Source organism: Streptomyces sp. NPDC058620, assembly GCF_042717135.1.
Classification (GTDB): Bacteria; Actinomycetota; Actinomycetes; order Streptomycetales; family Streptomycetaceae; genus Streptomyces.
On the sequence record NZ_JBHXQO010000026.1, the window covers coordinates 70241 to 95750 of the forward strand.

General features: G+C 70.1%; 22 protein-coding genes and 2 tRNA genes. 18 read left to right on the forward strand and 6 right to left on the reverse strand.

The features are described 5' to 3' along the window. Positions 1–3: 3 nt before the first annotated feature. Both ACFWSK_RS22885 and nudC read left to right on the forward strand, forming a co-directional pair. Positions 4–1398, forward strand: a complete 1395-nt coding sequence (locus ACFWSK_RS22885) for a dipeptidase (protein ID WP_383789183.1) — start codon at positions 4–6, stop codon at positions 1396–1398. A gap of 44 nt (positions 1399–1442) precedes the next feature. Further along, positions 1443–2390, forward strand: a complete 948-nt coding sequence (gene nudC, locus ACFWSK_RS22890) for an NAD(+) diphosphatase (RefSeq protein ID WP_383789186.1) — start codon at positions 1443–1445, stop codon at positions 2388–2390. 96 nt (positions 2391–2486) lie between these two features. Here nudC and ACFWSK_RS22895 read toward each other — a convergent pair whose 3' ends face one another. Continuing rightward, complete coding sequence (locus ACFWSK_RS22895; RefSeq protein ID WP_383789189.1) at positions 2487–2729, reverse strand: mycoredoxin; 243 nt, start codon at positions 2727–2729, stop codon at positions 2487–2489. Between the two features lie 247 nt (positions 2730–2976). On the opposite strand from ACFWSK_RS22895, the gene ACFWSK_RS22900 reads away from it, so the two are divergent. The 5 genes from ACFWSK_RS22900 (at position 2977) to ACFWSK_RS22920 (ending at position 6967) form a co-directional block, all read left to right on the forward strand. After that, complete coding sequence (locus ACFWSK_RS22900) at positions 2977–5205, forward strand: ATP-dependent DNA helicase UvrD2 (RefSeq protein ID WP_383789191.1); 2229 nt, start codon at positions 2977–2979, stop codon at positions 5203–5205. 166 nt (positions 5206–5371) lie between these two features. Continuing rightward, a complete protein-coding gene (locus tag ACFWSK_RS22905; RefSeq protein ID WP_383789194.1) occupies positions 5372–5701 on the forward strand; it encodes a hypothetical protein in 330 nt (109 codons plus the stop codon). A gap of 173 nt (positions 5702–5874) precedes the next feature. Continuing rightward, positions 5875–6243, forward strand: coding sequence for a WhiB family transcriptional regulator (locus ACFWSK_RS22910; protein ID WP_325744921.1), 369 nt, complete (start codon positions 5875–5877; stop codon positions 6241–6243). Continuing rightward, entirely contained in the window at positions 6240–6599 is a 360-nt protein-coding gene (locus tag ACFWSK_RS22915) for a hypothetical protein (protein WP_383789197.1), read from the forward strand. The genes ACFWSK_RS22910 and ACFWSK_RS22915 overlap by 4 nt, the downstream gene beginning before the upstream one ends. Positions 6600–6766: 167 nt before the next feature. Beyond that, the gene (locus ACFWSK_RS22920; protein WP_383789200.1) at positions 6767–6967 is read left to right on the forward strand and encodes a hypothetical protein; all 201 of its coding nucleotides are present in this window, start codon (positions 6767–6769) and stop codon (positions 6965–6967) included. 34 nt (positions 6968–7001) lie between these two features. On the opposite strand, the gene ACFWSK_RS22925 is transcribed toward ACFWSK_RS22920, so the two are convergent. Next, entirely contained in the window at positions 7002–8477 is a 1476-nt protein-coding gene (locus ACFWSK_RS22925; protein ID WP_383789248.1) for an ABC1 kinase family protein, read from the reverse strand. 59 nt (positions 8478–8536) lie between these two features. Continuing rightward, on the reverse strand, positions 8537–9682 hold the full coding sequence (locus tag ACFWSK_RS22930) for a ThiF family adenylyltransferase (RefSeq protein WP_383789203.1): 1146 nt from the start codon (positions 9680–9682) through the stop codon (positions 8537–8539). A gap of 181 nt (positions 9683–9863) precedes the next feature. Between ACFWSK_RS22930 and ACFWSK_RS22935 the strand changes: the two genes are divergently transcribed. From ACFWSK_RS22935 to ACFWSK_RS22950, 4 genes are all read left to right on the forward strand, one after another. After that, positions 9864–10487, forward strand: coding sequence for a M48 family metallopeptidase (locus ACFWSK_RS22935; protein WP_383789206.1), 624 nt, complete (start codon positions 9864–9866; stop codon positions 10485–10487). A gap of 107 nt (positions 10488–10594) precedes the next feature. Beyond that, positions 10595–12181, forward strand: coding sequence for a TerD family protein (locus tag ACFWSK_RS22940; RefSeq protein ID WP_383789208.1), 1587 nt, complete (start codon positions 10595–10597; stop codon positions 12179–12181). A gap of 11 nt (positions 12182–12192) precedes the next feature. Continuing rightward, positions 12193–12873: an AIM24 family protein gene (locus ACFWSK_RS22945; RefSeq protein ID WP_383789211.1), complete on the forward strand. Its 681-nt coding sequence runs from the start codon at positions 12193–12195 to the stop codon at positions 12871–12873. 16 nt (positions 12874–12889) lie between these two features. Beyond that, positions 12890–13645, forward strand: a complete 756-nt coding sequence (locus ACFWSK_RS22950; RefSeq protein ID WP_383789214.1) for an AIM24 family protein — start codon at positions 12890–12892, stop codon at positions 13643–13645. A 71-nt stretch (positions 13646–13716) separates the two neighbouring features. Here the strand turns inward: ACFWSK_RS22950 and ACFWSK_RS22955 are convergent, their stop codons facing one another. Both ACFWSK_RS22955 and ACFWSK_RS22960 read right to left on the reverse strand, forming a co-directional pair. Beyond that, positions 13717–14271, reverse strand: coding sequence for an NUDIX hydrolase (locus ACFWSK_RS22955; RefSeq protein ID WP_383789217.1), 555 nt, complete (start codon positions 14269–14271; stop codon positions 13717–13719). Further along, entirely contained in the window at positions 14268–15740 is a 1473-nt protein-coding gene (locus ACFWSK_RS22960; RefSeq protein ID WP_383789220.1) for a zinc-dependent metalloprotease, read from the reverse strand. Before ACFWSK_RS22960 ends, ACFWSK_RS22955 begins: the two co-directional genes overlap by 4 nt. Before the next feature lie 190 nt (positions 15741–15930). On the opposite strand from ACFWSK_RS22960, the gene ACFWSK_RS22965 reads away from it, so the two are divergent. The 3 genes from ACFWSK_RS22965 to ACFWSK_RS22975 all read left to right on the forward strand — a co-directional run bounded on the left by ACFWSK_RS22965 (position 15931) and on the right by ACFWSK_RS22975 (position 19176). Next, the gene (locus tag ACFWSK_RS22965; protein WP_383789223.1) at positions 15931–17073 is read left to right on the forward strand and encodes an SDR family oxidoreductase; all 1143 of its coding nucleotides are present in this window, start codon (positions 15931–15933) and stop codon (positions 17071–17073) included. A gap of 152 nt (positions 17074–17225) precedes the next feature. Continuing rightward, positions 17226–17687, forward strand: coding sequence for a molybdenum cofactor biosynthesis protein MoaE (locus ACFWSK_RS22970; protein ID WP_383789226.1), 462 nt, complete (start codon positions 17226–17228; stop codon positions 17685–17687). A gap of 400 nt (positions 17688–18087) precedes the next feature. After that, positions 18088–19176, forward strand: coding sequence for a PDZ domain-containing protein (locus ACFWSK_RS22975; protein WP_383789228.1), 1089 nt, complete (start codon positions 18088–18090; stop codon positions 19174–19176). A 70-nt stretch (positions 19177–19246) separates the two neighbouring features. On the opposite strand, the gene ACFWSK_RS22980 is transcribed toward ACFWSK_RS22975, so the two are convergent. Beyond that, entirely contained in the window at positions 19247–19807 is a 561-nt protein-coding gene (locus ACFWSK_RS22980; RefSeq protein ID WP_362835485.1) for a PPA1309 family protein, read from the reverse strand. Positions 19808–19943: 136 nt separating this feature from the next. Here ACFWSK_RS22980 and ACFWSK_RS22985 point away from each other — a divergent pair, with 136 nt between their 5' ends. From ACFWSK_RS22985 to ACFWSK_RS23000, 4 genes are all read left to right on the forward strand, one after another. Further along, positions 19944–22874, forward strand: coding sequence for a UPF0182 family protein (locus ACFWSK_RS22985; protein WP_383789251.1), 2931 nt, complete (start codon positions 19944–19946; stop codon positions 22872–22874). Positions 22875–22916: 42 nt separating this feature from the next. Further along, positions 22917–22990: transfer RNA gene (locus ACFWSK_RS22990), tRNA-Met, on the forward strand. A 211-nt stretch (positions 22991–23201) separates the two neighbouring features. Next, complete coding sequence (locus ACFWSK_RS22995) at positions 23202–25292, forward strand: tetratricopeptide repeat protein (protein ID WP_383789231.1); 2091 nt, start codon at positions 23202–23204, stop codon at positions 25290–25292. Between the two features lie 89 nt (positions 25293–25381). Further along, positions 25382–25455: transfer RNA gene (locus ACFWSK_RS23000), tRNA-Met, on the forward strand. Positions 25456–25510 lie beyond the last annotated feature (55 nt).

The window sequence follows — 25510 nt, forward strand, 5'->3', positions numbered from 1 at the left end:
ACCATGAGCGACACCCCGGACAGCGCTGTCCGTACGTACATAGACACGCACCGTGCGGCCTTCCTCGAAGACCTCTCCGCCTGGCTGCGCATCCCGTCCGTCTCCGCCCAGCCGGAGCACGACGGGGACGTACGGAGCAGTGCCGAGTGGCTGTCCGCCAAACTCAGGGAGACCGGCTTCCCCGTCGCCGAGATCTGGGAGACGCCCGGCGCCCCCGCCGTCTTCGCCGAGTGGCCGAGCGACGACCCGGACGCCCCGACCGTGCTCGTCTACGGCCACCACGACGTGCAGCCCGCGGCCCGCGAGGACGGCTGGCACACCGACCCGTTCGAACCGGTGATCCGCGACGGCAGGATGTACGGGCGCGGCGCGGCCGACGACAAGGGTCAGGTGTTCTTCCACACCCTCGGCGTCCGGGCCCACCTCGCCGCCACCGGACGCTCCACGCCCGCCGTCCACCTCAAGCTCCTCATCGAGGGCGAGGAGGAGTCCGGCTCCCCGAACTTCCGTGCCCTGGCCGAGCAGCACGCCGCCCGCCTCGCGGCCGACGCGGTGATCGTCTCCGACACCGGCATGTGGGACGAGACGACCCCGACCGTCTGCACCGGCATGCGCGGCCTCGCCGAGTGCGAGATCCAGCTGTACGGCCCCGGGCAGGACATCCACTCCGGATCGTTCGGCGGCGCGGTGCCCAACCCCGCGACCGCCGTCGCCCGTCTGGTGGCGGCGCTGCACGACGCGGACGGACGGGTCACGGTCCCCGGTTTCTACGACGGCGTGGCCGAACTCACCGACACCGAGCGGGCCCTCTTCGCCGAGCTCCCCTTCGACGAGGCCACCTGGCTGCGCACCGCGAAGTCACAGGCGGCGTCGGGCGAGGCGGGCTACTCCACCCTTGAGCGGATCTGGGCTCGTCCCACCGCCGAGGTCAACGGCATCGGCGGCGGCTACCAGGGCGCGGGCAGCAAGACGATCATTCCGTCGTCCGCGCTGGTGAAGCTCAGCTTCCGGCTGGTCGCGGGCCAGCACCCGGACCACATCGAGCAGTGCGTACGGACCTGGGCCGAGGCGCAGATCCCGCCGGGCGTCCGTCACCGCATCACCTTCTCGCCCGCCACCAGGCCCTGTCTGACACCGCTGGACCACCCCGCCCTTCAGGCGGTGACCCGCGCGATGGGCCGGGCCTTCGGGAAGAAGATCCTCTTCACCCGTGAAGGGGGTTCGGGACCGGCGGCCGACCTGCAGGACGTGCTCGGCGCCCCCGTCCTCTTCCTGGGCATCTCCGTACCGTCCGACGGCTGGCACGCCCCCGACGAGAAGGTCGAGCTCGACCTCCTTCTCAAGGGTGTGGAGACCGCCGCCCATCTTTGGGGCGAGCTGGCCGCGGCACTCCGCTGAGACCTCATGGCACCCGATCCATCCCGGGGGAGTAGGAAGCACCTGTGAGCACCTTCGACAACGCGACGGCAGACCGGCCCATCGGTCTCACCGCACCGAGCGGCATCGACCGCGCCGCCCACCACCGCCTCGACGAGGCATGGCTGGCCGCAGCCTGGAGCCACCCCACGACGAGGGTCTTCGTCGTCTCCGGCGGCCAGGTGCTGATCGACGACTCGGCCGACGGCGGCACCGAGATCGTGATGACCCCGGCCTTCGAGGCACCGGTCACCGAGACCCACCGCTACTTCCTGGGCACCGACGAGGAGGGCGTCAGCTACTTCGCCCTCCAGAAGGACTCCCTGCCCGGCCGCATGGACCAGTCGGCCCGCCCGGCGGGTCTGCGCGAGGCGGGGCTCCTCCTCGCCCCCCGCGACGCCGGACTCATGGTCCACGCGGTCGCCCTGGAGAACTGGCAGCGCCTGCACCGCTTCTGTTCGCGCTGCGGCGAGCGCACCGTCATCGCGGCGGCCGGCCACATCCGCCGCTGCCAGGCGTGCGGCGCCGAGCACTACCCGCGTACCGACCCCGCGGTGATCATGCTGGTCACGGACGACCAGGACCGGGCCCTGCTGGGCCGCCAGGTCCACTGGCCGGAAGGCCGCTTCTCCACGCTCGCGGGCTTCGTCGAGCCGGGGGAGTCGATCGAGCAGTCCGTGGCGCGCGAGGTCTTCGAGGAGGCGGGCATCACGGTCGGCGAGGTCGAGTACATCGCCAGCCAGCCCTGGCCCTTCCCGTCCAGCCTGATGCTCGGCTTCATGGCGCGGGCGACGACGTCCGAGATCAACGTGGACGGCGAGGAGATCGAGGAGGCCCGCTGGTTCTCCCGCGAGGACCTGACGGCGGCCTTCGAGTCGGGCGAGGTCATGCCGCCGTTCGGCATCTCGATCGCCGCCAGGCTCATCGAGCTCTGGTACGGGAAGCCGCTCCCGAGGCCGCGCAGCACGGCCTGACCCACCGTCTCGTTGTACGCCTCAGAGACGGCTCCACGAGGGCAGCGAAAAGCCCCCGCATCGGCGGGGGCTTTCCGGCGCGGACAAGGCAGCGAGTCAGACGCCGACCTTCTGCTTGACCTGGGCCAGCGAGGGGTTCGTCAGGGTCGAACCGTCCGGGAACAGTACGGTCGGAACCGTCTGGTTTCCGCCATTCGCCTTCTCGACGAACGCCGCGGAATCCGGGTCCTGCTCGATGTTGATCTCGGTGTAGGCGATGCCCTCGCGGTCCATCTGACCCTTGAGCCGACGGCAGTAGCCGCACCACGTGGTGCTGTACATCGTCACAGTGCCCTGCATGTCTCGCGCTCCTCTGTCTCGTCCGTCTCGCTGTAAAGCTGAGATTGTGCGTTCCCGCACGCAAGGGAACGTACGGGACCCCGCCCCCCATTCCCGCCGCACCTCGGGAAAACGGGGCCCTCAGCGGGATCGGGGCCTGCCGGCCCGACGAAGGCACGGTGCCGGTCGGCGGAGATAAGTACGACGGATCGTTCACGCCTGTGGACAACTTCCGCGCCCGCCTCCTGCGACCTGGCAGCATGGCGGGGTGACAGCAGCAACGCACTCCACCCTCTTCCCACAGGTCCCCGAGTCCCCGGACGCCGTGCTCGACGGGCTCGACCCCGAGCAGCGCGAGGTCGCGACCGCTCTGAGCGGACCCGTGTGCGTGCTGGCCGGCGCCGGTACGGGCAAGACGCGCGCGATCACCCATCGCATCGCGTACGGGGTGCGCGCGGGGATACTCCAGCCGACGACAGTGCTGGCCGTCACCTTCACCAACCGCGCGGCCGGCGAGATGCGGGGCCGTCTCCGCCAGCTGGGCGCCACCGGTGTGCAGGCGCGGACCTTCCACTCCGCGGCCCTGCGCCAGCTCCAGTACTTCTGGCCGAAAGCAGTCGGTGGCGAGCTCCCGCGACTGGTCGAACGCAAGGTGCAGCTGGTCGCCGAGGCGGCCGCCCGCTGCGGGATCAAACTCGACCGCAACGAACTGCGGGACGCCACGAGCGAGATCGAGTGGGCCAAGGTCACCCAGACCGTGCCGGCCGACTATCCGGCCGCGGTCGCCAAGACCCAGCGGGACGCCCCGCGCGATCCGGCCGAGCTCTCCCAGATCTACGGGATGTACGAGCAGCTGAAGCGCGACCGCTCCGTGATCGACTTCGAGGACGTGCTGCTCCTCACCGTCGGCATCCTCCAGGACCGGCACGACATCGCGGACCACGTCCGCAGCCAGTACCAGCACTTCGTGGTCGACGAGTACCAGGACGTCAGCCCGCTCCAGCAGCGGCTGCTCGACCTCTGGCTAGGCGACCGGGACACCTTGTGCGTCGTCGGTGACGCCAGCCAGACGATCTACTCCTTCACCGGAGCCACCCCCGACCATCTGCTGAACTTCCGCACCCGCCATCCGAACGCCACCATGGTCAAGCTGGTCCGGGACTACCGCTCGACCCCCCAGGTCGTCCACCTGGCCAACGGTCTGCTGAGCCAGGCCCGGGGCCGGGCGGCCGAGCACCGGCTCGAACTGGTCTCGCAGCGTGACAAGGGCCCCGCCCCGGCCTACACGGAGTACGCGGACGAACCGGCGGAGGCGGAAGGCACCGCACGCCGCATCCGCGATCTGATCGCCGCGGGCGTCCCGGCCGGCGAGATCGCCGTGCTCTACCGCGTCAACTCCCAGTCCGAGGTCTACGAACAGGCACTCGCCGACGCGGGCGTGCCCTACCAGCTGCGCGGCGCGGAGCGCTTCTTCGAGCGCGCGGAGGTGAGGGAGGCGGGGATGGCCCTGCGCGGAGCCGCCCGCGCCGGGGGCAACGACTCCCTGCTCGACCAGGCCGAGGGTCTGCCCTCCGAGGTGCGGGCGGTGCTCTCCACCAAGGGCTGGACCAGCAGGCCGCCGGCCGGCTCCGGTGCGGTCCGGGACCGCTGGGAGTCACTGGCCGCTCTGGTGCGGCTCGCCGAGGACTTCGAACAGGCCAAGCCGGGAGCGACCCTGTCGGATCTCGTGGCCGAGCTCGACGAGCGGGCCGCCGCCCAGCACGCCCCCACCGTCCAGGGCGTCACGCTGGCCTCGCTGCACTCGGCGAAAGGTCTGGAGTGGGACGCCGTGTTCCTCGTCGGACTGACCGAGGGCATGATGCCGATCACGTACGCCAAGACCGACGAACAGGTCGAGGAGGAGCGGCGTCTGCTCTACGTCGGCGTCACCCGGGCCCGTTTCCACCTCACGCTGTCGTGGGCGCTCTCCCGTTCGCCCGGCGGCCGGGGCGGCCGACGGCCCACACGCTTCCTGAACGGCCTGCGGCCCGGCTCGGTCGCGCTCGGCACCCGTGGCGGCGCGGGTGGCGGCGGAGGTATCGACCGCGGCTCCGGTGCGGGCACGGGAGCGGTCGGCGGTGGGCCGGATGCCGGGGCCAGGCGCAAGCGCCGCGGCCCCGTGCGGTGCAGGGTCTGCGGCAGGACGCTCACCGAGGCCGGTGCGATGAAGCTGATGCGCTGCGAGGACTGCCCCTCCGACATGGACGAGGCGCTGTACGGCCGGCTGCGCGACTGGCGGGCCGTGCAGGCTCAGCAGATCGGCCAGCCCGCCTTCTGCGTGTTCACGGACAAGACCCTCATGGCGATCGCCGAGGCCGTGCCGGGCAGTGAGGGCGAGCTCGTCACCATCGCCGGCGTCGGCAACCGGAAGCTGACCAGGTTCGGCGCCGACGTGCTGGCCATCTGCGCAGGTGAGGCCGTGGATGGGGAGGCCGGGGAGGGCGACGGTGAGGTGTGAGAAAAACTCGTCGAAAAAATAGTTTGCGCCCGCCCCAGTCATCACCATAGGTTCTTAACCACGGGAACAGCGACTTCTCTGAAGCCCTGATTCCGTGCTGTACTTATCCGAATACGCAGGACCGGCCCCGGCCGGTCCCCCTAGACGCCGAGAGGAGGCGATTCCTGTGATCAGCATCATCAGCTCCAGCAAAATGACCGATCTCTCGGTCGTCTCCGCGTACTCGCTCGGCCTCGCCTGCTCTTCGGAATCCGTGCTTCGTGGCACCGGTCTGTCCGGCATTTCCGCCGCCCGTCCGCTGTCTCCGGCCGCTCTCCTGCCCGTGATGCGGGAGCGCAATGAGCGACCGATCGAGGCACCGGCAGCAGCAGTAGCGAAGGGACAGGCCCCGGCCTATGCCTTTGCGGCCGTCGGTGCCGGAGCCAAGAAGCAGACGACGCAGCACCACACGATGTGGGCCTTCCGTGGGCCTGAACCCTGGAGCGATCCAGCCTGATCGAGAATCAGGCCGGCGCCTTCAGGGCCGCGGAACCCCACTCGGGATCCGCGGCCCTTTTGTTTTGTCCGAACGGGATGAGACGTGACGAAGGAGCCTCGGGACAAGCAGCACCTGGTACCAGCCGCCAACCGGCCAACAGGCCGGCACGACCAGACGAGGACAACACCACCGTGCAACTCGAAACGCACGCCCCGTCCGTACCGCCTTCCGACACGATCTCCCCGCCCGGCCTCACGGAGGACTCCACCTTGCTCCCCCTCACCGCGCTCACCGCGCTCGACGACGCCATCGAGAACCTCGGTGTGCCCGTCCCCTGTCGTTCGTACGACCCCGAGGTCTTCTTCGCCGAGTCGCCCGCCGACGTCGAGTACGCCAAGTCCCTCTGCCGCACCTGCCCGCTCGTCGAGGCGTGCCTCGCCGGCGCCAAGGAGCGGCGCGAGCCGTGGGGCGTCTGGGGCGGCGAGCTCTTCGTCCAGGGTGTCGTCGTCGCCCGCAAGCGGCCGCGTGGCCGCCCGCGCAAGAACCCGGTCGCGGCGTGACCGCCGGCCTGGGGGTCCCCGCCCCCGCACGCCTCACGCGCACCGGAACCATCGACCGTCCCCACACCCATGACCCCCGGAATCAGGCACCAATGACCTCCCCCACGAGCGAGCCCATCGGCTCCGCAACCCCGAACGTCACCATCACCGGCGCGAACGACTCGCGTCAGAACAGGACCCGCGAGATGCAACTCATCCCAGAAGCCATGGCTCGTGCGCATATGCACGACCGCCTGAGGGAGGCCGAGGCGGACCGACAGGCCGTGCGCCTCGTCGCCGCCCGGCGGATGCACCGCCGTGCGGAGCGCGCCTCGATGCGTGCCCGCCGTGCGCTGGCCATGGCGGTCATGCACTGAGGATCTCCGGAGGAGATCCCTGGGGCCGAGCCCCGAAAACAACAGGCTGCCCGGGCAACCGCTCTGCCCGGTGAGCAGCCACCCCCACCGCGGGGCCGGTCCGAACAGGCCGGCCCCGCGGTGCGTTGTACCGCGCCGCGCGGCCTCCGCGGCGTTATCGTCACCAGGTGGACGAGGAGACTCAGCCCGTAGAGCCGGGTGCCGAGCGTGTGGTGTGCGCCCGGTGCGGAACCGCCGCCCACGGCGGGACCGCACCGCCGACGTGGAGCTGTTCCGTGGAGAACGGCAGACGCCACTACCTGTGCGGCGACTGCGCCCGCGCCCACATCAGGGCGATCGAGAGCCGCCTCGACTCCGCCTGGTGGTGATGGCGGCGGCCCTCTCCCCGCTCAACCGCCGGTCCTACGCCTCGACGGCGGCGCCCTCCTGCTCGACCGGCAGCTCCTCGGCTTCCTGCTCGCACTCCACCGGCTCGTCCTCCGCGACGAAGCCCGGGAGCCAGGACTCGAGTTCGTCCCGGAGGCGCACGGTCGCGCCCAGCTGGCACAGCACGCCGATGGTGCTCAGCGTCACGCGGTGTATCAGCAGATAGGACGGCGGGAGGTTCAGCTGCTTGCCCAGCTGGTGGGCGGGGGAGCGCGGGTCCGCTATGCGGGCCGCCTGCGTACGCAACCAGCCGCGGGTAAAAGTGAACTCGTCCACCTCCGCCGGCTCGATGATCGGCAGCAGGTAGCCGAGCACCGCGTCCGGCGCGAGCTCGATCGACTCCTTGACGAACCCGGCTTCGCGCAGCAGCTCGTACACCGCTTCGGCGTTGCCCTCCAGAGTCATCCGCAGCGAGTCGCCGATGGTCTGCGGCAACCCGCCCGGCAGTCGGTCCACCGTGCCGAAGTCCAGTACCCCGAGACGCCATTGCCCGGGGTCACCTTGCAGCCCGCCCGCGCCCTGCTCGTCCGCGCCCAGGCCGTCCGCACCCTGTTCGTCCCCGTCGTCGCTGCCGGCCGCCGGCAGCAGCCGGAAGTTGCCGGGATGCGGATCGGCGTGCAGCAGACCCGTACGCGCCGGACCCGAGAAGAGGAAGCGCGCCAGCAACTGACCGGCCCGGTCCCGCTGTTCCACCGTGCCCTCGGCGATCACGTCGGCGAGGGGGATGCCGTCGATCCACTCCGACACCAGGACCTGTTCGGACTGGTGGACCACACCCGGGACGACCACGTCGGGATCGTCCTCGAACTCCGTCGCGTGCTGCCGCTGGGACTCCGCCTCCAGCCCGTAGTCCAGCTCCTCCGCCACCCGCTCGCGCAGTTCCTTGATGAGCGGCTTCACGTCCATCCCCGGGACCAGCGGGCCGAACAGCCGGGCGAAGCGGCTCAACTGGGTCAGATCCGAGAGCAGTGCCTCACCCGCGCCCGGGTACTGCACCTTCACCGCGACGTCCCGCCCGTCGTGCCACACCGCCCGGTGGACCTGCCCGATCGACGCGGCGGCCGCGGGCTTGTCCTCGAACGAGAGGAAAAGATCCCGCCAGTCCTCGCCCAGTCGTTCTTCCAGCACCGCGTGCACCGTGCGCGCGGGCATGGGCGGCGCGGCTTCCTGCAGTTTGGTGAGCGCCGCCCGGTAGGGTCCCGCGACCTCTTCGGGCAGCGCCGATTCGAAGACGGACAGCGCCTGCCCGAGCTTCATCGCGCCGCCCTTCAACTCACCCAGGACGCGGAAGAGTTGGTCGGCGGTGCGCTGCTGCACCTCGCGGGCCACCAGTTCGGCGGACTTCCCGCCGATCCGCTTACCCAGCCCCCACGTGGCACGGCCCGCGAAGCCGAGCGGCAGCGCGGCCAGCTTGGCGGTACGGGTGACCGCCTTCCGGGGAAGATCAGACATGTGCCCCTCCAGTTCCCAGACCGTGCCGCGTGAGTCTTCGGCGTTGCCGTCGACAGCGGTCACCCGGCCATTGTGTCGTGCGCGGCACCCGCCTCGGAGGTGAGCTCCCCCTCAGTGTGCCCGGCCGCACCGCACGAACAGTCGCGATGCGGCCCCAACTGCTCCGACCGCCAGTCCAGCAGTGGCATCGCGGCCTCCCACCGGGCGCCCGTGCTGGCCGGCAGTTCCCCGTCGAGGAAGGACAGCGCGTGGGCCGCCGCAAGCCCCGCCACCGCTGTGGCCAAGCCCACGTCGCAGGCCGGAACGGCGCTGCGGCGCCCGGAGCGCCACTGCGCCAGCATGCGCGGCCACTGCGGGTCGCGGTCGGCGCGGTGCAGGGCCAGGCAGCCCGCGCATCCCGTGCCTCCGGGCAGTACCAACGGCCCGACCACCCCTGTGGCTTCGATCACACCCGCGTAGAGATGGGGAGTTCCCGAACTGATCCATGGAGCGGCGGTGGCGGGATCGGGGGCGTACACCGAGAGGCCGTCCCGCGGCGCGACCACGATCAGGGACAGCCCCGGCTCGCCGCCGGCCGGTGTCCCGGCCGTCTCGGCGGCCCGCGGCGTTCCGCCCACTGCCGACCGGCGGACGAGCTGACGGGCCGCCGAGTCCCTCCGCTCCCCGACCGCGGAGGCCGGGAGACCTCCGGGGGCGACGTCCCCCGGCTCGGCACGACCGCCGTCCAGCACCTCGACCCGGCCCACTCCCGCTCCGGACAGCACCCCGGCGATCACGGCCCCCACCCGGCCCGCTCCCCGCACCTGCACGCGTATGGCCCGCCGGGCGGCGAGCCGCCGCAGTCCGCTGCCGGGCTCCGGGTGCACGACGGAGAGTGACGCGAGATCGGGCCGCTGCCGCTCCAGGGCGGCGGCCCGGTCGCGTAACGCGTCGGCCTCCGGGCCGCCGCCCCGGGGATCGTCCAGCAGGCCGGCTTCCGTCAGGCGCGCGACGAGGACGTCCACATGACGGTCCGACAGATCCAGCGCCCGGGCTTCTTCGCGGAGGAGTTGCAGACCGCGCGTGCCGTCGAGCAGTTCCAGAAAGCTCCCCGTGGCGATATCCATGGGCCCGAGCGTCACCGCGTGGGCGGGCGTCACCCCGAATTGGACGGTGTTCCGTCCGCGCCATGCGCGGCGCAGTGCTGGCTTGAGCATCGGATGCATGACTTCTCCCCGGTCGTTGTGAAGATCCTTTGCCAGAATGCGGCGGCGGCGCGAAGTCCGCGAAAAGTTATCCACAGGCAGGGGGTATTAGTCGTTCAAATGGCGCACGCTGTGGACCGGATCAGCGCCGAACCGTCCCGGAGCCGGGACTTCCGCCACTGACAGCGGGTAACGTCGGGGCGTGCCCGCCGAATCGTCACCCGGCCTCGCCGGGGGGATCCCCGTGCGCAGCGCCGGAAGCAATCAGCGCAGCGCGGCCGCCCGCCAGCCCCGGGCTTCGGCAACGAGCGCGGTCGAGGTCCGCAGAAGTGCGCGGCGTAACAGAACGGTCTCCGCGTACCGGGAGGGCGACCGCACCATCGTGCTGATCCCCGCCCGGATGTCGGAGGCGGAGGAACGGCGCTGGGTGAGTGTGATGCTCGACAAGCTCGCCGCCCAGGAAAGCAAGCGTGTCATCGGCGACAGCGAGCTGGCCGAGCGCGCCGAGCGGCTGTCCGCCCAGTATTTCGAAGGCCGGGCAAGGCCCGCTTCCGTGAGGTGGGTGACCAACCAGAACACCCGATGGGGCTCCTGCACCCCGGCCGAGGGCTCCATCCGCTTGTCGCACCGGCTGCAGGGCATGCCGGAGTACGTCGTCGACTACGTCCTCGTCCATGAGCTGGCACACCTGCTCGTTCCCGGTCACGGCCCCCGCTTCTGGCAGCTGCTCGAGGCGTATCCGCGCACCGAGCGGGCCCGGGGCTACCTCGAAGGTGTCGTGGCGGCGGACCGGCTTCCGCACCTGCCCGCCGCGCGCGAGGAGTGACGTTCGGTGATTCTGTACCGGGTCTGTACCGACTTGGCTCGATGTCGTCGTTTGCGGATAGCCTGACGCGACGCATTCACATTCGGGATGGGGGACGGTCGTTACGCATGGCCAGGGAATTCCAACGCGGCCACAAGGCCAAGATCAGTGACCTCACGCCAGGGACGGATCTGTACGTAGGTGTGCAGATCGCCGGACCCGGACTGACCTTCGACATCAGCTGCTTCGGCCTCGACGCCAATGAGCAGCTCTCGGACGACCGGTATTTCATCTTCTTCAATCAGCCGAAGTCGCCCGAGGAGTCCATTCAGCTGCTCGGCGCACAGTCCGGCGACACCGAGTCGTTCCGCGTCACGCTCGACCGCATTCCGGCGAACATCCATAAGCTGTCATTCACCGCGACTCTCGACGGTGCGGGGCAGATGTCGCAGGTCGGACCCGGATACATCCGGATCGTGGCCGGCGGCGAAGAGGTGGTGAGGTACGCCTTCACCGGCTCGGAGTTCACCACCGAGCGCGCCGTGATGCTGGGCGACTTCTACCTCAAGGACGTCTGGCGTTTCGCCGCCGTCGGGCAGGGCTTCGACGGTGGTCTGGACGCTCTGCTGAAGAACTTCGGCGGAGAGGTCGCGGAGGAAGCCCAGGCCGCTCCCCAGCCGCAGGCGGCCGCCCCGTCGTTCGCCCCGCCCGCACAGGCGACCGCGCCCCCGGCCTTCGGAGCCCCGGCTCCACAGGCACCGCAGGCTCCTCAGCCCGCACCGGTCTTCGGAGCCCCTGCCGCAGCGCCACCCGCGCCGCCGCAGCAGCCGATGCACTCCGCGCCGACCATGGCTGCCCCGGTGGCGCCGCAGGCCCCGTCCCCGTACGGACAGCCGCCGCAGCCGCAGCAGCCGCAGTTCGGGCAGGTTCCCGGACAGGGCGCGCCGCCTGCCGCTCCCTACGGTCAGCAGGCCCCGGCCCCCTTCGGGCAGCAGCCTCCCGGTATGCCGGGAGGCGTGCCCCAGGGTGTCCCCCAAGGGGTCCCGCAGGGCGGTGCCGGTCTGCAGGCGGCTCTCCAGCTCTACAAGGAGACGCCGACCGGCCAGCGCTGGACCCCTCAGAACCAGCAGCTCATGAGGGTCGATCTGACCATGGGCAACACCCCTGTGCTGGCACGCCAGGGCAGCATGGTGATGTACCAGGGCAAGGTCGACTTCGGCTACAAGAGCGCGGGTTTCGCGGGCCGTGTGGTCGGTAACGCCACCGGTCAGGAAATGCAGCTGATGCGCTGTACGGGCCGAGGCCAGGTCTTCCTCGCCGAGGAAGGTTCGCATCTGCATCCGATCGAGCTGCAGGGCGACGGCATCTGCGTCTCCGCCGAGAGCGTGCTCGCCTTCGACGAGTCGCTCCAGTACGAGGTCCGCAGGATCGAGGGACACGGCATCCCCGGCGGCGCCCTGTTCACCATGCTGTTCCAGGGAACAGGCACCGTGGTCGTGAAGACCCATGGTGTCCCGGTCGTCCTGCCGGTCACCCCGACCACGTTCGCCGACTGCAACGCCGTCGTCGCCTGGTCGTCGGCGTCCCAGGTGATCGTCTCCAGCCAGGTCAGGCTGCGCCGCAACGCGTATCCGGGACACAGCGGAGAGACCGTGAACCTCCAGTTCCGGGGAGCGCCCGGGAACTTCATCGTCGTCCAGCCCTACGAGGTGTGAGGGAGCCCGTCATGAACCAGCAACTCGCGGGCTTCGCCCCGACCCCCGTAACGGCCCGGATGGAGAATCACGGCCGCACGATGCTCAAGGTCGCCATGGCCACGGGCCAGGACCTGTACGCACGCACCGGCTCGATGGTGGCGTACGAGGGCTTCATCCAGTACGAACCCAATCCGCCCGCCGTCCGGCAGGCCGCCTCCCAGTGGGTCACCGGCGAGGGCGCACCCGTCATGAAGTGCTCCGGCGACGGGCTGCTCTACCTCGCCGACTACGGCGCCGATGTAGTCGTCATCAACCTCGACAACGACTCCCTCTCGGTCAACGGCACCAACCTCCTGGCCTTCGACGCCCATCTCACCTGGGGCGTCGAGCGGGTCAAGGGCCTCGCCAAGTTCGCCGGCCAGGGATTGTGGAACGTCGGCATCCAGGGCACCGGGTGGGTGGCCATCACCTCCCGCGGCACTCCTATCGTCGTCGACTGCGGCCGTGGCGAGGACGAGACGTACGTCGACCCGGACGCCCTGGTCGCGTGGTCCCCGAACCTCAAGGTGAAGGGCAAGCGCAGCTTCAAGGCTTCCTCGCTCATCGGGCGGGGCAGCGGAGAGGCGTACCAGATGGCCTTCTCGGGACAGGGCATCGTCGTCGTCCAGCCGAGCGAGGACAGTACCGACCGCCTTCGGGTCCGGAACTGAGGGGGGAGAACACACCATGCAGAGTCCGCTTTTCGCTCACACCGAGCAGCAGTCCCAGGACCGGTACACCATCCAGAACCCGCAGCTCCTGCGGGTCTCGCTGACCGGCCACGACGACATCCTCGCCCGCAAGGGCGCCATGGTCGCGTACCAGGGACTGATGGAGTTCGACGGCGAGTACCGCTCGCAGGGCCAGCGCCGGGCCCGTGCGAACACGGGCGAGGGCCTCGACCTGATGCGCTGCACCGGGCAGGGCACCGTCTACCTGGCCAACCTCGCCCAGTACATCCACGTCGTGGACGTCGACCACGAGGGCATGACGGTGGACAGCGCCTACGTCCTCGCCCTGGACTCCACGCTGCACACCGAGGTCATCGCGGTGGACAGTCAGTACGGCCTCTCGGGCACCGGGAAGTACCAGCTCAACATCACCGGCAACGGCAAGGTCGCGCTGATGACCTCCGGCCAGCCGCTGATGATGCAGGTGACGCCTGACAAGTACGTGAACGTCGACGCCGACGCGATCGTGGCCTGGTCCAGCTCGCTGCGCGTGCAGATGCAGGCCCAGACGCACTCCTCCGGCGTCAGGCGGCGGCGCGGCAACACCGGTGAGGGCTGGGAGCTCAGCTTCCTCGGGCAGGGCTTCGCCCTCGTCCAGCCGAGCGAGGTCATGCCCCCGCAGCACGCCGAGATCGGGCAGGGTGCCCGCGCGCAGTTCGGCGTCGGCCAGCAGGGCGCGCACGCTCAGAACCAGAACAACGCCTGGAACTGATCCGTACACAGCGGCATCGCGTAAGGGGCGGTCTCTTTGGAGACCGCCCCTTACGCGATGCCGGTCGGGTGTTACGGCTGTGCGCGCCGTTCCAGCGCCGTGAGCGTCCCCTCCAGCAACCGCGCGACCGAGGCGTCGGCCACGGACGCGACTTCGTCGTACGCGTACCAGCGCAGGTCCAGCGATTCGTCGCTGAGCTGCTCGGTGGCTCCGGCCGGGGCAAGCGCCGCGTACTGCACGTCGAGGTGCCAGTGGCAGGGCGCCGGAATCGGGTGCCGGTCCAGCCGCACCGGCCCGCCGGGCAGCAGCGTCAGGCCCTCGATCCCGGATTCCTCCGTCGCCTCACGCAGGGCGGCGGCGGCGAGCGCGGAGTCCTGCGGCTCGCAGTGCCCGCCCATCTGGAGCCACATCCGCAGCTTCCTGTGCAGGGTCAGCAGAACCCGGCCGCGGTCGGCGTCGATCACAAGCGCGCTGGCGGTCAGGTGTCCGGCCCCGCACGCCTTCCACATGCCGTCCGCGTGCTGTGCCAGGTGGTCGAGGTAGACCTGGCGCAGTTCGTCCTGCGCCGCGTCGGCCTCGGGGGCGTAGCCCTTCAGAACGAGGACGGCGTCGTCGTGCAGGCTCACTGGTCGGTGTCGCCCTTGCTGTCCTTGCCGCCGCTGTCCTTGCCGCCCTTGTCCTCGGTGCCCGGCCCGTCGGTGCCGCCGTCCGCCTCGGGAGCGGGCTTCTGCGGCCCCTTGGCGGCCTCACCGAGCATCTTGTCCAGCTCGGAGAAGTCCAGCTGCTCGTGATGGACGAAGCCGTCCGGATCGTCCAGGTCACGGGCCGTCGGCAGCATGTCCGGGTGCTCCCACAGACCGTCACGGCCGTCGACACCCCGTGCGTCCGTGAGCGAGGCCCACAGCCGCGAGGCGTCCCGCAGCCGGCGCGGGCGCAGCTGGAGTCCGATCAGCGTGGCGAAGGTCTGCTCGGCGGGACCACCGGACGCCCGGCGCCTGCGCAGCGTCTCGCGCAGCGCGTCCGCCGAGGTCAGCCGCGACTTGGCGGCCTCGTGGACCACGGCGTCCACCCAGCCCTCGACCAGCGCGAGCGCCGTCTCCAGGCGGGCCAGCGACGCCTTCTGCTCGGGGGTGTCCTCCGGCTGGAACATTCCCTGTTGGAGGGCGTCCTGCAACTGCTCGGGCTGCGTCGGGTCGAACTGGCCGACCACGTCCTCCAGCTTGCTGGTGTCCACCTTGATCCCGCGTGCGTACGCCTCGACCGCACCGAAGAGATGCGAGCGCAGCCACGGCACGTGGGCGAAGAGACGCTGGTGGGCGGCCTCGCGCAGCGCGAGGTAGAGCCGCACCTCGTCCTGGGACACGCCCAGGTCCTTGCCGAACAGCTCGACGTTCAGCGGAAGCAGTGCCGCCTTGCCGGCCGGGCCGAGCGGCAGCCCGATGTCCGTGGAACCGACCACCTCACCGGCGAGCACGCCCACGGCCTGCCCGATCTGCTGGCCGAACATGGCGCCGCCCATCGACCGCATCATGCCGATCAGGGGGCCCGCCATGGCCTGCATCTCCTCGGGCAGGACATCGCCCATGGCCAGGCCGACACGCTCGGCCACCGGGTCGACGAGCTGCTGCCAGGCGGGGAGGGACGCCTCGACCCACTCCGCGCGGCTCCAGGCGACGGTCGAGACCGAACCGGACGGGAGCGAGGTCACGCCGTCCAGCCACAGGTCCGCCAGCCGCAGTGCCTCATCGACCGCCGTGCGCTCCGCGGGACCCACGCTCGCGTCCTTGGTGCCGTCCGGGGTGCCCTGCGAGACCGTCTGGCGGGCGATCTGCCTGGCCATGTCCCAGTTCACGGGACCGCCCTCGTAGCTGAGCATCTGGCCGAGCTGCTGGAAGGCCGCACCCAGGTCGTTCGGGTTCATCGAACCGAACATGGCTGCGAACGGATTGTCACCGCCCGCGCCCGGACCGAAGCCGAACGGGTTGCCCGGGCCGCCCGGACCCTGACCACCTCCGGTGGGGTCCTTCTTCTTGCCTTCGTCGCCGTTGTCCGGCTCCTCCGGCGGAAGGCCGAATCCGAATGGGGTGTCACTCACGGGTTTCCTCGGCTCGTAGGGCCGCCGGCTCGAACCGACGGCGACTGCCCGACATCACCATCCAGCGTAGACACCAAGCCCGCTTAGGGCCTCAGTGCTCCGCCGGCTCCCGGCCTGCGGCAGGATGGACGCCACCTGGTACGTACGCGTCATTCGGGTACGTACTGAAGACAACCGCTGGAGACGCCCGGTGAGTTCCCCAGATCCGCAGGTTCGCGCAGCGCGAAACCTGGCCGACCCCTCGTCCGAGACCAAGCCCGAAAAGAACCGCTCCAGGAACCGGGGCCCCGTGGTGGCGGTCACCGGCGCCGCGAGCGGCGTCGGTGAACTTCTCGTCGCACATCTTGTCGCATCCGACGAGATCAAGCAGGTCATCGCCATCGACGAACGCCGGGGAGAGGTCTCCGAGGCGACCTGGCACATCCTGGACGTACGCGACCCCGCCATCGCGGAGAAGCTCCGCGGCGCGGACGTCGTGGTGCACCTGGCGCTCGATCTCGACCTGGAGACCGACCCCGCCGCCCGTACGGCGTACAACGTGCGCGGCACCCAGACGGTGTTGACGGCCGCCGCCGCCGTGGGCGTGCACCGGGTCGTGCTGTGCACCTCGGCGATGGTCTACGGGGCCCTTCCGGACAACGACGTCCCGCTCTCCGAGGACGCCGAACTGCGCGCCACGGCGGAGGCCACCGGAGTCGGTGACCTGCTGGAGATCGAGCGGCTGGGCCGCCGCGCACCACGCGCCCACCCCGGGCTCAACGTCACCGTCGTCCGGCCCACGGTCCTGGTCGGCGGTACGGACACGGCGCTGACCCGCTACTTCGAGTCGCCGCGGCTCCTGGTCGTCGCGGGATCACGTCCCACCTGGCAGTTCTGCCACGTCGACGACCTGGTGACCGCCCTGGAGTACGCCGCCCTCGAAAAGATCGACGGAGAGTTCGCCGTCGGCTGCGACGGGTGGCTGGAGCAGCCGGAGGTCGAGGAACTCAGTGGCGTACGTCGCATGGAGCTCCCCTCGGCGGTCGCGCTCGGCGCGGCGGCGCGGCTCCACCGCATCGGTCTCACCCCCTCGCCGGCGGGCGACCTCGCGTACACGATGCATCCCTGGGTGGTCAGCGTGAGCCGGCTGCACGACGCCGGATGGCGGCCCAAGTGGACCAACGAGGAGGTGCTCGGAGCGCTCCTCGAAGAGGTGGAGGGCCGCCACACGCTCGCCGGACGCCGGCTCGGCCGCAAGGACGCCACCGCTGCCGGTGCCGCCGGGGCGACCGTCGCCCTGCTGGGCACCGCCGCCCTGGTCCGGCGCGCCCGTAAGGCACGCCGCCGCATCTAGGGATCGCTCGCATCAGGCCGCCGGTGTCCGTCCGCTGCGGGCCCTGCGCAGACGCCGCGCAGGGTGTCTGTAGGAGGCTCCAAGGGCACCGGCGGTCCGCCGGACGAAATCGCTGTTCCGCGATGTCGGTGCCGTGCGGCACGATGGACCCCATGGCACGTACCCATGACCACCCCGGCGAGCAGGCGGCTCTCGACCCCATCCGGCTGCTGGAGATCCGCGAAACGCCGCTCTCCGTCGACGAGATCTTCCGAGCCGTGGGGGACGACGCGGCGGGCGGCATCGCGCTCTTCGTCGGCACGGTGCGCAATCACGACGAGGGACAGGACGTCGGAGCGCTCGGCTACTCCTGTCATCCGTCGGCGCAGGACGAGATGCGGAAGGTGGCCGAGAAGGTCGTCGCCGAGTTCCCGGTCCGCGCACTGGCCGCTGTCCACCGTGTGGGTGAACTGGCGGTAGGCGATCTGGCGGTGGTCGTCGCCGTCTCCTGCGCGCACCGGGGAGAGGCGTTCGACGCCTGCCGGAAGCTCATCGACGACCTCAAACACGAGGTCCCGATCTGGAAGCACCAGCGCTTCTCGGACGGCACGGAGGAGTGGGTGGGAGCCTGCTGAGCGCAAACCGGACCGGGGAGTATCAGCCCCGATTTGCGTAACCGCCCCCCTGCCGTGAGCGTTGGCCTTCCAGATCGTTAATCTGCTGATCGGTCACTTGCGGTCACTCACGGGGAAGGGAGGTCGTAATGGCGGCACTCGCTTGGTTGCTGATTCCACTCTTCGCTGCTGTCGGCGCTGCGATATGGGGGAGCTGGGCCGCGCGTAATCGCACGACCGGCGATGTGTCCGAGCTCGCCGGCTACGCAAGGTTCCGTGACGCGATGGAGAAATCGCACTCCGGTTCCGATGCCGTATGACCCCGCACCCCGTCGCATGACGCAGCCCGTCGCCCCGCCGGCGTCCTCGTACGGACCGGCCCCGACGGTGCACTGACAGGCCATTCCCGTACTGTCGTTCCATGCCACGCCGCACCGCGACGATGCTCGCCTCCACCCTGATCCTCATCGCGCTGCTCTGCGCAGGCGTGCTGATTCCCGTGGGGTACTCCGAGATGTCCCCGGGGCCGACCGTGAACACGCTGGGCGATGCACGGGGCGAGCCCGTCCTCCGGATCAGCGGCCGTAAGACATACCCCACCACGGGGAATCTGAACATGACGACGGTCCGCGTCACCGGTGCGGACTACGAGATGAACATCGTCGGAGCTGTGTACGGCTGGCTGGCTCACGACAGCGTGGTCGTACCTCACGACACCCTCTACCCGGACGGCAAGACGGAAGAGGAGTCGACGCAGGAGAACGCCGAGGAGTTCAGCCAGTCCCAGGAGAGCGCCAAGGTCGCCGCCCTGGAGGAGCTGGACATCCCCGTCTCGTCCCGCATCGTGGTGTCCACCGTCATCAAGGGCAGCCCCGCCCAGGGGCAGCTGCACGCGGGCGACGTGATCAAGGCCGTCGACGGTGCGCCCGTCAAGCAGCCCGAGGACGTCGCCGCGCTCGTCACCAAGCACAAGCCGGGCGAGGACGTCACCTTCACGATCGTCCCGGCCAAGGAGGCGGCTGCCGCCGAGAAGGCTGGCAAACAGCCCCGTTCCACCGAGAAGATCGTCATCACGACGAAGAAGGCGCCGAAGGAGAACCGGGCGATCGTCGGCATCCAGGCCGGGACGGACCACACGTTCCCGTTCGAGATCGACATCGAGCTCGCCGACGTGGGCGGCCCCAGCGCTGGCCTGATGTTCTCCCTGGGCATCATCGACAAGCTGACGCCCGGGAACCTGACGGGCGGCAAGTTCATCGCCGGCACCGGCACGATCGACGACGAGGGCACGGTCGGCCCCATCGGCGGCATCAACATGAAGCTGGTGGGCGCGCGCGACGCGGGAGCCCGGTACTTCCTGACTCCCGACGACAACTGCGCTGCCGCCGCGTCCGACATCCCCAGCGGTCTCACGCTGGTACGGGTGAAGACCCTCGACGACGCCAAGAAGTCGCTGGAGAAGATCCGGACGGGGGACACCGCCGGCCTGCCGAGCTGCTCGGCGAGCTGACGGCCGGGCCCCTCCGGCCCGGGAGGACCGGGAGCGGAGGGACCGGGACGAGAGGGTCAGGACGAGAGGGTCAGGACTCGAAGGTCGCGGCGAGCGCCTCGGCCAGCCCGGGAACGAGTCCCGCGCCGGTCAGCACCTCGGTCGGGGAGTCCTTCTCCCGCAGCCGTACGGCCGAGTCCCGTGATCCGTCGCGCAGGACGGCCACCGTCATCCGGACCTCCTGGCGGTCCGGGTGCTTGGCGACCCACTTGGTCAGCTGAGCATCGCTCAGCCCTTCGGGGACGGAAGCCTCGGCGGACGGCGGCAGCATCAGCCGCTCGACGGTCATCGCGCACCCGACCACCGCGTCGGGCCAGGCGATGGTGGCGAGGAACTCGTCCAGCGCGGTACCGGCGGGCAGTTCGTCCTGCTCGACCGGTGTGAGGGTGGCGGTCGTGGAACCGGTGTCGTCCAGACCGAGCTGAGCGGCCAGGCCCGGCTCCTGGACGCGCAGCCGGGCGGTGTCGACCAGGGCGAAGAGCCGGGCCGGCTGGTCCCAGCCGAGGTTGGCGGCATAGGCGTCGATTTCGAGTACGGCGACAGTGAGGGGGCTCGCGGCCATCGGAGGGCCGGAGGGGGAAACGTTGGGCATGCTCAATATCCTGCCTCCTTCCGCCCCGGTAACGGGAACTAGGTAAAGCCTCAGTAAGTTGCATAGGTGGGCTCTACGATCGCTGGGCCTGCTCCACACGACCGCGAACTTCGAGGTGCGCACGTTGGCTTTCCAGATGCCGGACCGCGGCGGAGGCCCGACCGGGCCACGGATCAGAGTCGGCCGCCCGTCCCGGCGCGTCCGTACCCTGCTCATGACTTTGGGTGTCCTGGCGGTTCTCGCCATGGCCTTCGTCATGTTCGCGGGGTTCTGGACGGACTGGCTCTGGTACAGGTCGGTCGAGTATTCATCCGTCTTCACCACCACTCTGTGGACCAAGATCGGACTGTTCCTCGTCTTCGGACTGCTGATGGCGATCGCCGTCGGTGTGAACATCTGGCTCGCGCACCGGCTCCGGCCGCCGCTGAGCGCGATGTCGCTGGAACAGCAGAGCCTGGACCGCTACCGGATGAGCGTCGCCCCGTACAAGAAGTGGGTGCTGCTCGCGATCACCGCGCTCGTCGGGCTGATCGCCGGAGCGTCCGCCTCGGGCCAGTGGCGTACGTGGCTGATGTACGTCAACGGTGTGGCCTTCGGCCAGAAGGACCCCCAGTTCAACCTGGATGTGTCCTTCTACGCCTTCGACCTTCCCTGGTACCGCTTCATGCTCGGCTTCGGGTTCGCGGCGGCCGTGCTGTCGCTGATCGCCGCCGCGCTGACGCACTACCTGTACGGCGGACTGCGGATCACCAGCCCGGGCGCGCGGGCGACCGCCGCGGCCACCGGCCATCTCTCGGTGCTGCTCGGCATCTTCGTCTCGCTGAAGGCCGTGGCGTACTGGCTCGACCGGTACGGGCTGGCGGTGAAGTCGAGCGACTTCAAGGCCACCGACAACTGGACGGGCCTCCGGTACGTCGACGCGAACGCCTACCTGCCGGCGAAGACCATTCTCTTCTGCATCGCCGCTATCTGCGCCGTGCTGTTCTTCGCGACGCTGTGGCGCCGCACCTGGCAGCTGCCCGTGATCGGCTTCGGGCTCATGGTGCTCTCGGCGATCCTGATCGGCGGGCTCTACCCGGCGATCGTGCAGAAGTTCCAGGTCCAGCCGAACGAGCAGGCCAAGGAAGCGCCGTTCATCGCGAAGAACATCGACGCCACACGCGACGCGTACGACATCGATGACGCGCAGGTCGACGACTACACGGGCAAGAGCACGGAAACCGACGACGCCAAGCTGCGCACCGACGCGGACGCGGCGGCCAGTTACCGGGTGATGGACCCGAACGTCGTCTCCCCGGCCTTCCAGCAGCTCCAGCAGAAGAGGAACTACTACCAGTTCCCCAAGACGCTGGACGTCGACCGCTACAAGGGCCCGGACGGCAAGGAGCAGGACACCGTCATCGGTCTTCGGGAACTCAACCTCGAAGGTCTGCCCAAGCGGAACTGGATCAACGACCACTTCACGTACACCCACGGCTACGGCGCGATCGCGGCCCGGGGGACCACGACGGGCACGAACCCGGCGGGCTCCCCGGACTTCACCGAGTCGGGGCTGCCGGCCAGCGGCCAGCTGGGCAAGTACGAGCAGCGGATCTACTACGGCGAGAAGACCGCTCAGTACTCCATCGTCGGCGGGCCCCAGAAGGAGCTCGACTACGAGGAGGACGGCGAGAAGACCACCAGCTACAGCGGCGACAGCGGCGTCAGTCTCGCCAACGCGTTCAACCGCGCCGCCTACGCCGTGTCCTTCAGCGAGCCGCAGATCCTGTACTCGGGAGCCATCGGCGAGGGTTCGCGGATTCTGTACAACCGCACGCCCAAGGAGCGCGTCGAAGCGGTGGCCCCGTGGCTGACCATCGACGGAGACGCCTACCCGGCGGTCGTCGACGGCCGTATCCAGTGGATCGTCGACGCCTACACCACGACCAACGGCTACCCGTACGCCTCGCGTACGACGCTGGGGGACACCACGGCCGACTCGCTGACCACCAACCAGCGCGCGGTCGTCGCCCAGCAGAACCAGGTCAACTACATCCGCAACTCGGTGAAGGCCACCGTCGACGCCTACGACGGCAAGGTCAAGCTCTACGAGTGGGACACCAAGGACCCGGTCCTCAAGACCTGGCGCAAGGCGTTCCCCGGGACCGTGAAGTCCCGCGGAGACATCCCCACCGAACTGATGGACCATCTGCGCTACCCGCAGGACCTGTTCAAGGTCCAGCGGGAGCTGCTCACGCGCTATCACGTCCAGGACCCCGCCCAGTTCTACAGCGGGAGTGACGCCTGGCAGGTGCCGGACGACCCCACCAACAAGGAGCCGGGGGCCGTTCCGCCGTACTACCTGAGCATGAAGATGCCGGGTCAGGACGCGCAGAAGTTCTCACTGACCACGACGTTCACACCGAAGGGGCGGCCCGACCTGGGGGCGTTCATGGCGGTGGACGCGGACGCGGCAAGCAAGGACTACGGCACCATGAGGCTGCTGAGAGTCACCACCACGGTGAAGGGCCCGGGCCAGGTACAGAGTGAGCTCAACGGCAACGACGACGTCGCCGAGTTCGTGAGAAACCTCAAGGGCACCGACTCCGACATCGAGTACGGCAATCTGCTGACCGTGCCGCTCGACGGAGGCTTCCTCTACATCGAACCGGTGTACACGCGCGGTGGCACGCAGAACTATCCGCTGCTGCGCAAGGTGGCCGCGTCGTACGGGTCGAAGATCGTCTTCGAGAACAGTCTCGGTGAGGCGCTCAACGCCGTCTTCGGGGTCGAGGACACCGGTCCGACGGAGCCCACGGAGCCCACGGAGCCGCCGGGCGACCCCACGGAGCCGCCGGCAACCGGGGACGCCGCACTGAAGAAGGCCATCGCGGACGCCCAGAAGGCGTACACGGAGGGCGAGGAGGCCCTGCAGAAGCAGGACTGGACCGCCTATGGCAAGGCCCAGGCGGATCTGGAGGACGCCCTGCGGAGGGCGGCCGCGGCTCAGCCCAAGCCGGGCAGTGGTGCGGACGGTGCCGAGGCGGCCGACAAGGCCGACGACAAGGGCACTGACCAGGGGAGCTGAGAAAATCCACCCCCGCGTCGTGGTACTGTTTCAACACAACGACGCGGGGTGGAGCAGCTCGGTAGCTCGCTGGGCTCATAACCCAGAGGTCGCAGGTTCAAATCCTGTCCCCGCTACTGAAAAGACAAAGGCCCGAATCCAACAGGATTCGGGCCTTTGTCATGTTGTCAGTCTTTCGGGCGCCATCCGCGTGAAGTGCGGTTTGCGGGGCATGAGTTGAGCCCGGGCGTGTTTGACTTGTCTCTCTGTGGGCATGTCGACAAAACGCTGAAGTGACCTCACTGTCCGCGATATACCAGGTGTACGCGGGTTACAGGTGGTGCGACGATGGTATTTATGGGGGACAGGGCAACTCTGTTGGAGACAGGGCGGTTTGTGCAGCGGCACGTCGAGAAGACGGAAAGCATGTCGGATGCGGCATTTGTCGCCGCTCTCGCCGAGACGACCGATGCCACCAGCTCTGCCGACGCCATCTGCACAGCCGACACCGCGTACGCCGCCGAGACCGCGGACGGAGTCGAGACCGAAGCGCGGTACCGCCGTGCGGCCGACGCCGGTGACACCGCCTCGATGAGCGTCCTCGGCGCGCTGCTGCTGCGCCGCGGTGACCTGGACGCCGCCGAGCGGTACCTGCGCGCGGCCACCGCCGAGGGCGACCGGGCGGCGGCCAACAACCTGGGCGTCCTCCTCCACCAGCGCGGGTACGCGGACGAGGCCGCCGGGTGGTGGCGGATCGCGGCCGTCGCGGGTTCCGCGGCCGCCGCCCACGCCCTCGGCCGGCACTTCCGGGAGCGCGGCGACGAGCCGGGCGCCGAATACTGGCTGCGTCAGTCCGCCGAGCAGGGCCACGCTCTGGGCGCCTACGCCCTGGCCGACCTGCTGGAGCACCGCAGCGATGTCGGAGCCGAGCGATGGCTGCGGGCCGCCGCGGAGCAGGGGCACCGCGAGGCCGCGTACCGCCTGGCGCGCACCCTGGAGCGCAAGGCTCTCGCTGATCCGCACGACGCCTTCGGTCTCGGACGCGGTACGGGCTCCCACGCCACCGGCCGGGTGCTCGGGGCGCCCGGAGCCCCGGAGGCGCCGCAGGCCGAGGAAGCCGCGAGCGGTCCGCGTACGGGCATCGTCAAGCAGGCCAGGGCCGGCGACGGAAAGGCCGGCGGCGAGCGCAAGCGGAGCGGCGACGGACCCGTGGCGGGCCCGGACGCCGGACGCATGGGCGAGGCCGAGCAGTGGTACCGCCAGGCCGCCGCGCGCGGTCACCGTCGGGCCGCTCTGCACCTCGGCGCCATCCTGGAGCAGCGCGGTGAGCTGAAGGAGGCCGGCCGGTGGTACCTCACCGCCGCCAAGGAGGGTGAGCCGCGGGCCGCTTGCGCGCTCGGCTTCCTGTTGCGGGACGCGGGCGACGAGGAGAGCGCGGCCGTGTGGTGGCTGCGTGCCGCCCAGGACGGCGACGGCAACGCCGCCAACGCCCTGGGGGCCCTCCACGCCGCCCGGGGCGAGCAGCAGACCGCTGAGCGCTGGTACCGCGCCGCCATGGACGCGGGTGACGTCAACGGCGCGTACAACCTCGGGCTGCTCTGCGCCGCCCAGGACCGTACGCCGCAGGCCGAGCAGTGGTATCGCCGTGCCGCCTACGCGGGGCACCGCGAGGCGGCCAACGCGCTGGCCGTGCTCCTGCTCCAGGCCGGGGACCACACCGGAGCGGAGCCCTGGTTCTCCAAGGCGGCCGAGGCCGGCAGCGTCGACGCGGCCTTCAACCTCGGCATCCTGCACGCGGGGCGTGACGAGGACCGTACGGCGCTGGCCTGGTACCAGCGGGCCGCGGCGGCCGGGCACACCGACGCGTCCCTCCAGGTCGGCATGGCGCTGCTGCGCGACGGGAAGGGCCAGGAGGCCGAGCGTCATCTGCGCTGCGCCGCGGGCGGCGGCAGTGCCGAGGCCGCATTCCGGCTGGCCGGTGTGCTGGACGCGCGACAGCCGCCGCCCGGACCGCCCGCGCTCGGGGAGCCGATGCCGGAGAAGACCGAGTGCGAGGAGTGGTACGAGCGGGCCGCCCAGCAGGGGCACCGCCGTGCGCAGGTGCGGGTCGGAATGCTCGCCGCGGCGCGCGGCGACATGGAGAGTGCCGCGCACTGGTACCGGGAAGCCGCCGAGTCGGGCAGCCGCAACGGCGCGTTCAACCTGGGGCTGCTGCTCGCCCGCGAGGGCAGCGAGCGCGAGGCGGCCCTGTGGTGGAGCCGTGCGGCGAACGAGGGGCACGGCCGGGCGGCCCTGCGCCTCGCGCTGCTCGCCGCCCGTCGTGGCGAGCTCACGGAGGGGCAGCGCTGGTGCGCGCGGGCGGTCGAGCTGGGGCCGGCCGAGGTGGCCGAGCGGGCCGCACGGTTGCTGGAAGCGCTGCACCAGGAACTGACCGCATAGCGGTGCGGGGCGCCCGACGGGCGGCCCGCACCCGCCGTCTGAATGAATTTGCACTGGTCGGCGGCGTGACGTAATGTTGCATTCAACGACGCGGGGTGGAGCAGCTCGGTAGCTCGCTGGGCTCATAACCCAGAGGTCGCAGGTTCAAATCCTGTCCCCGCTACTGAAGACCGGGGCCCGGGTGCTGAAAAGGATCCGGGCCCCGGGCGGTGGTGCGG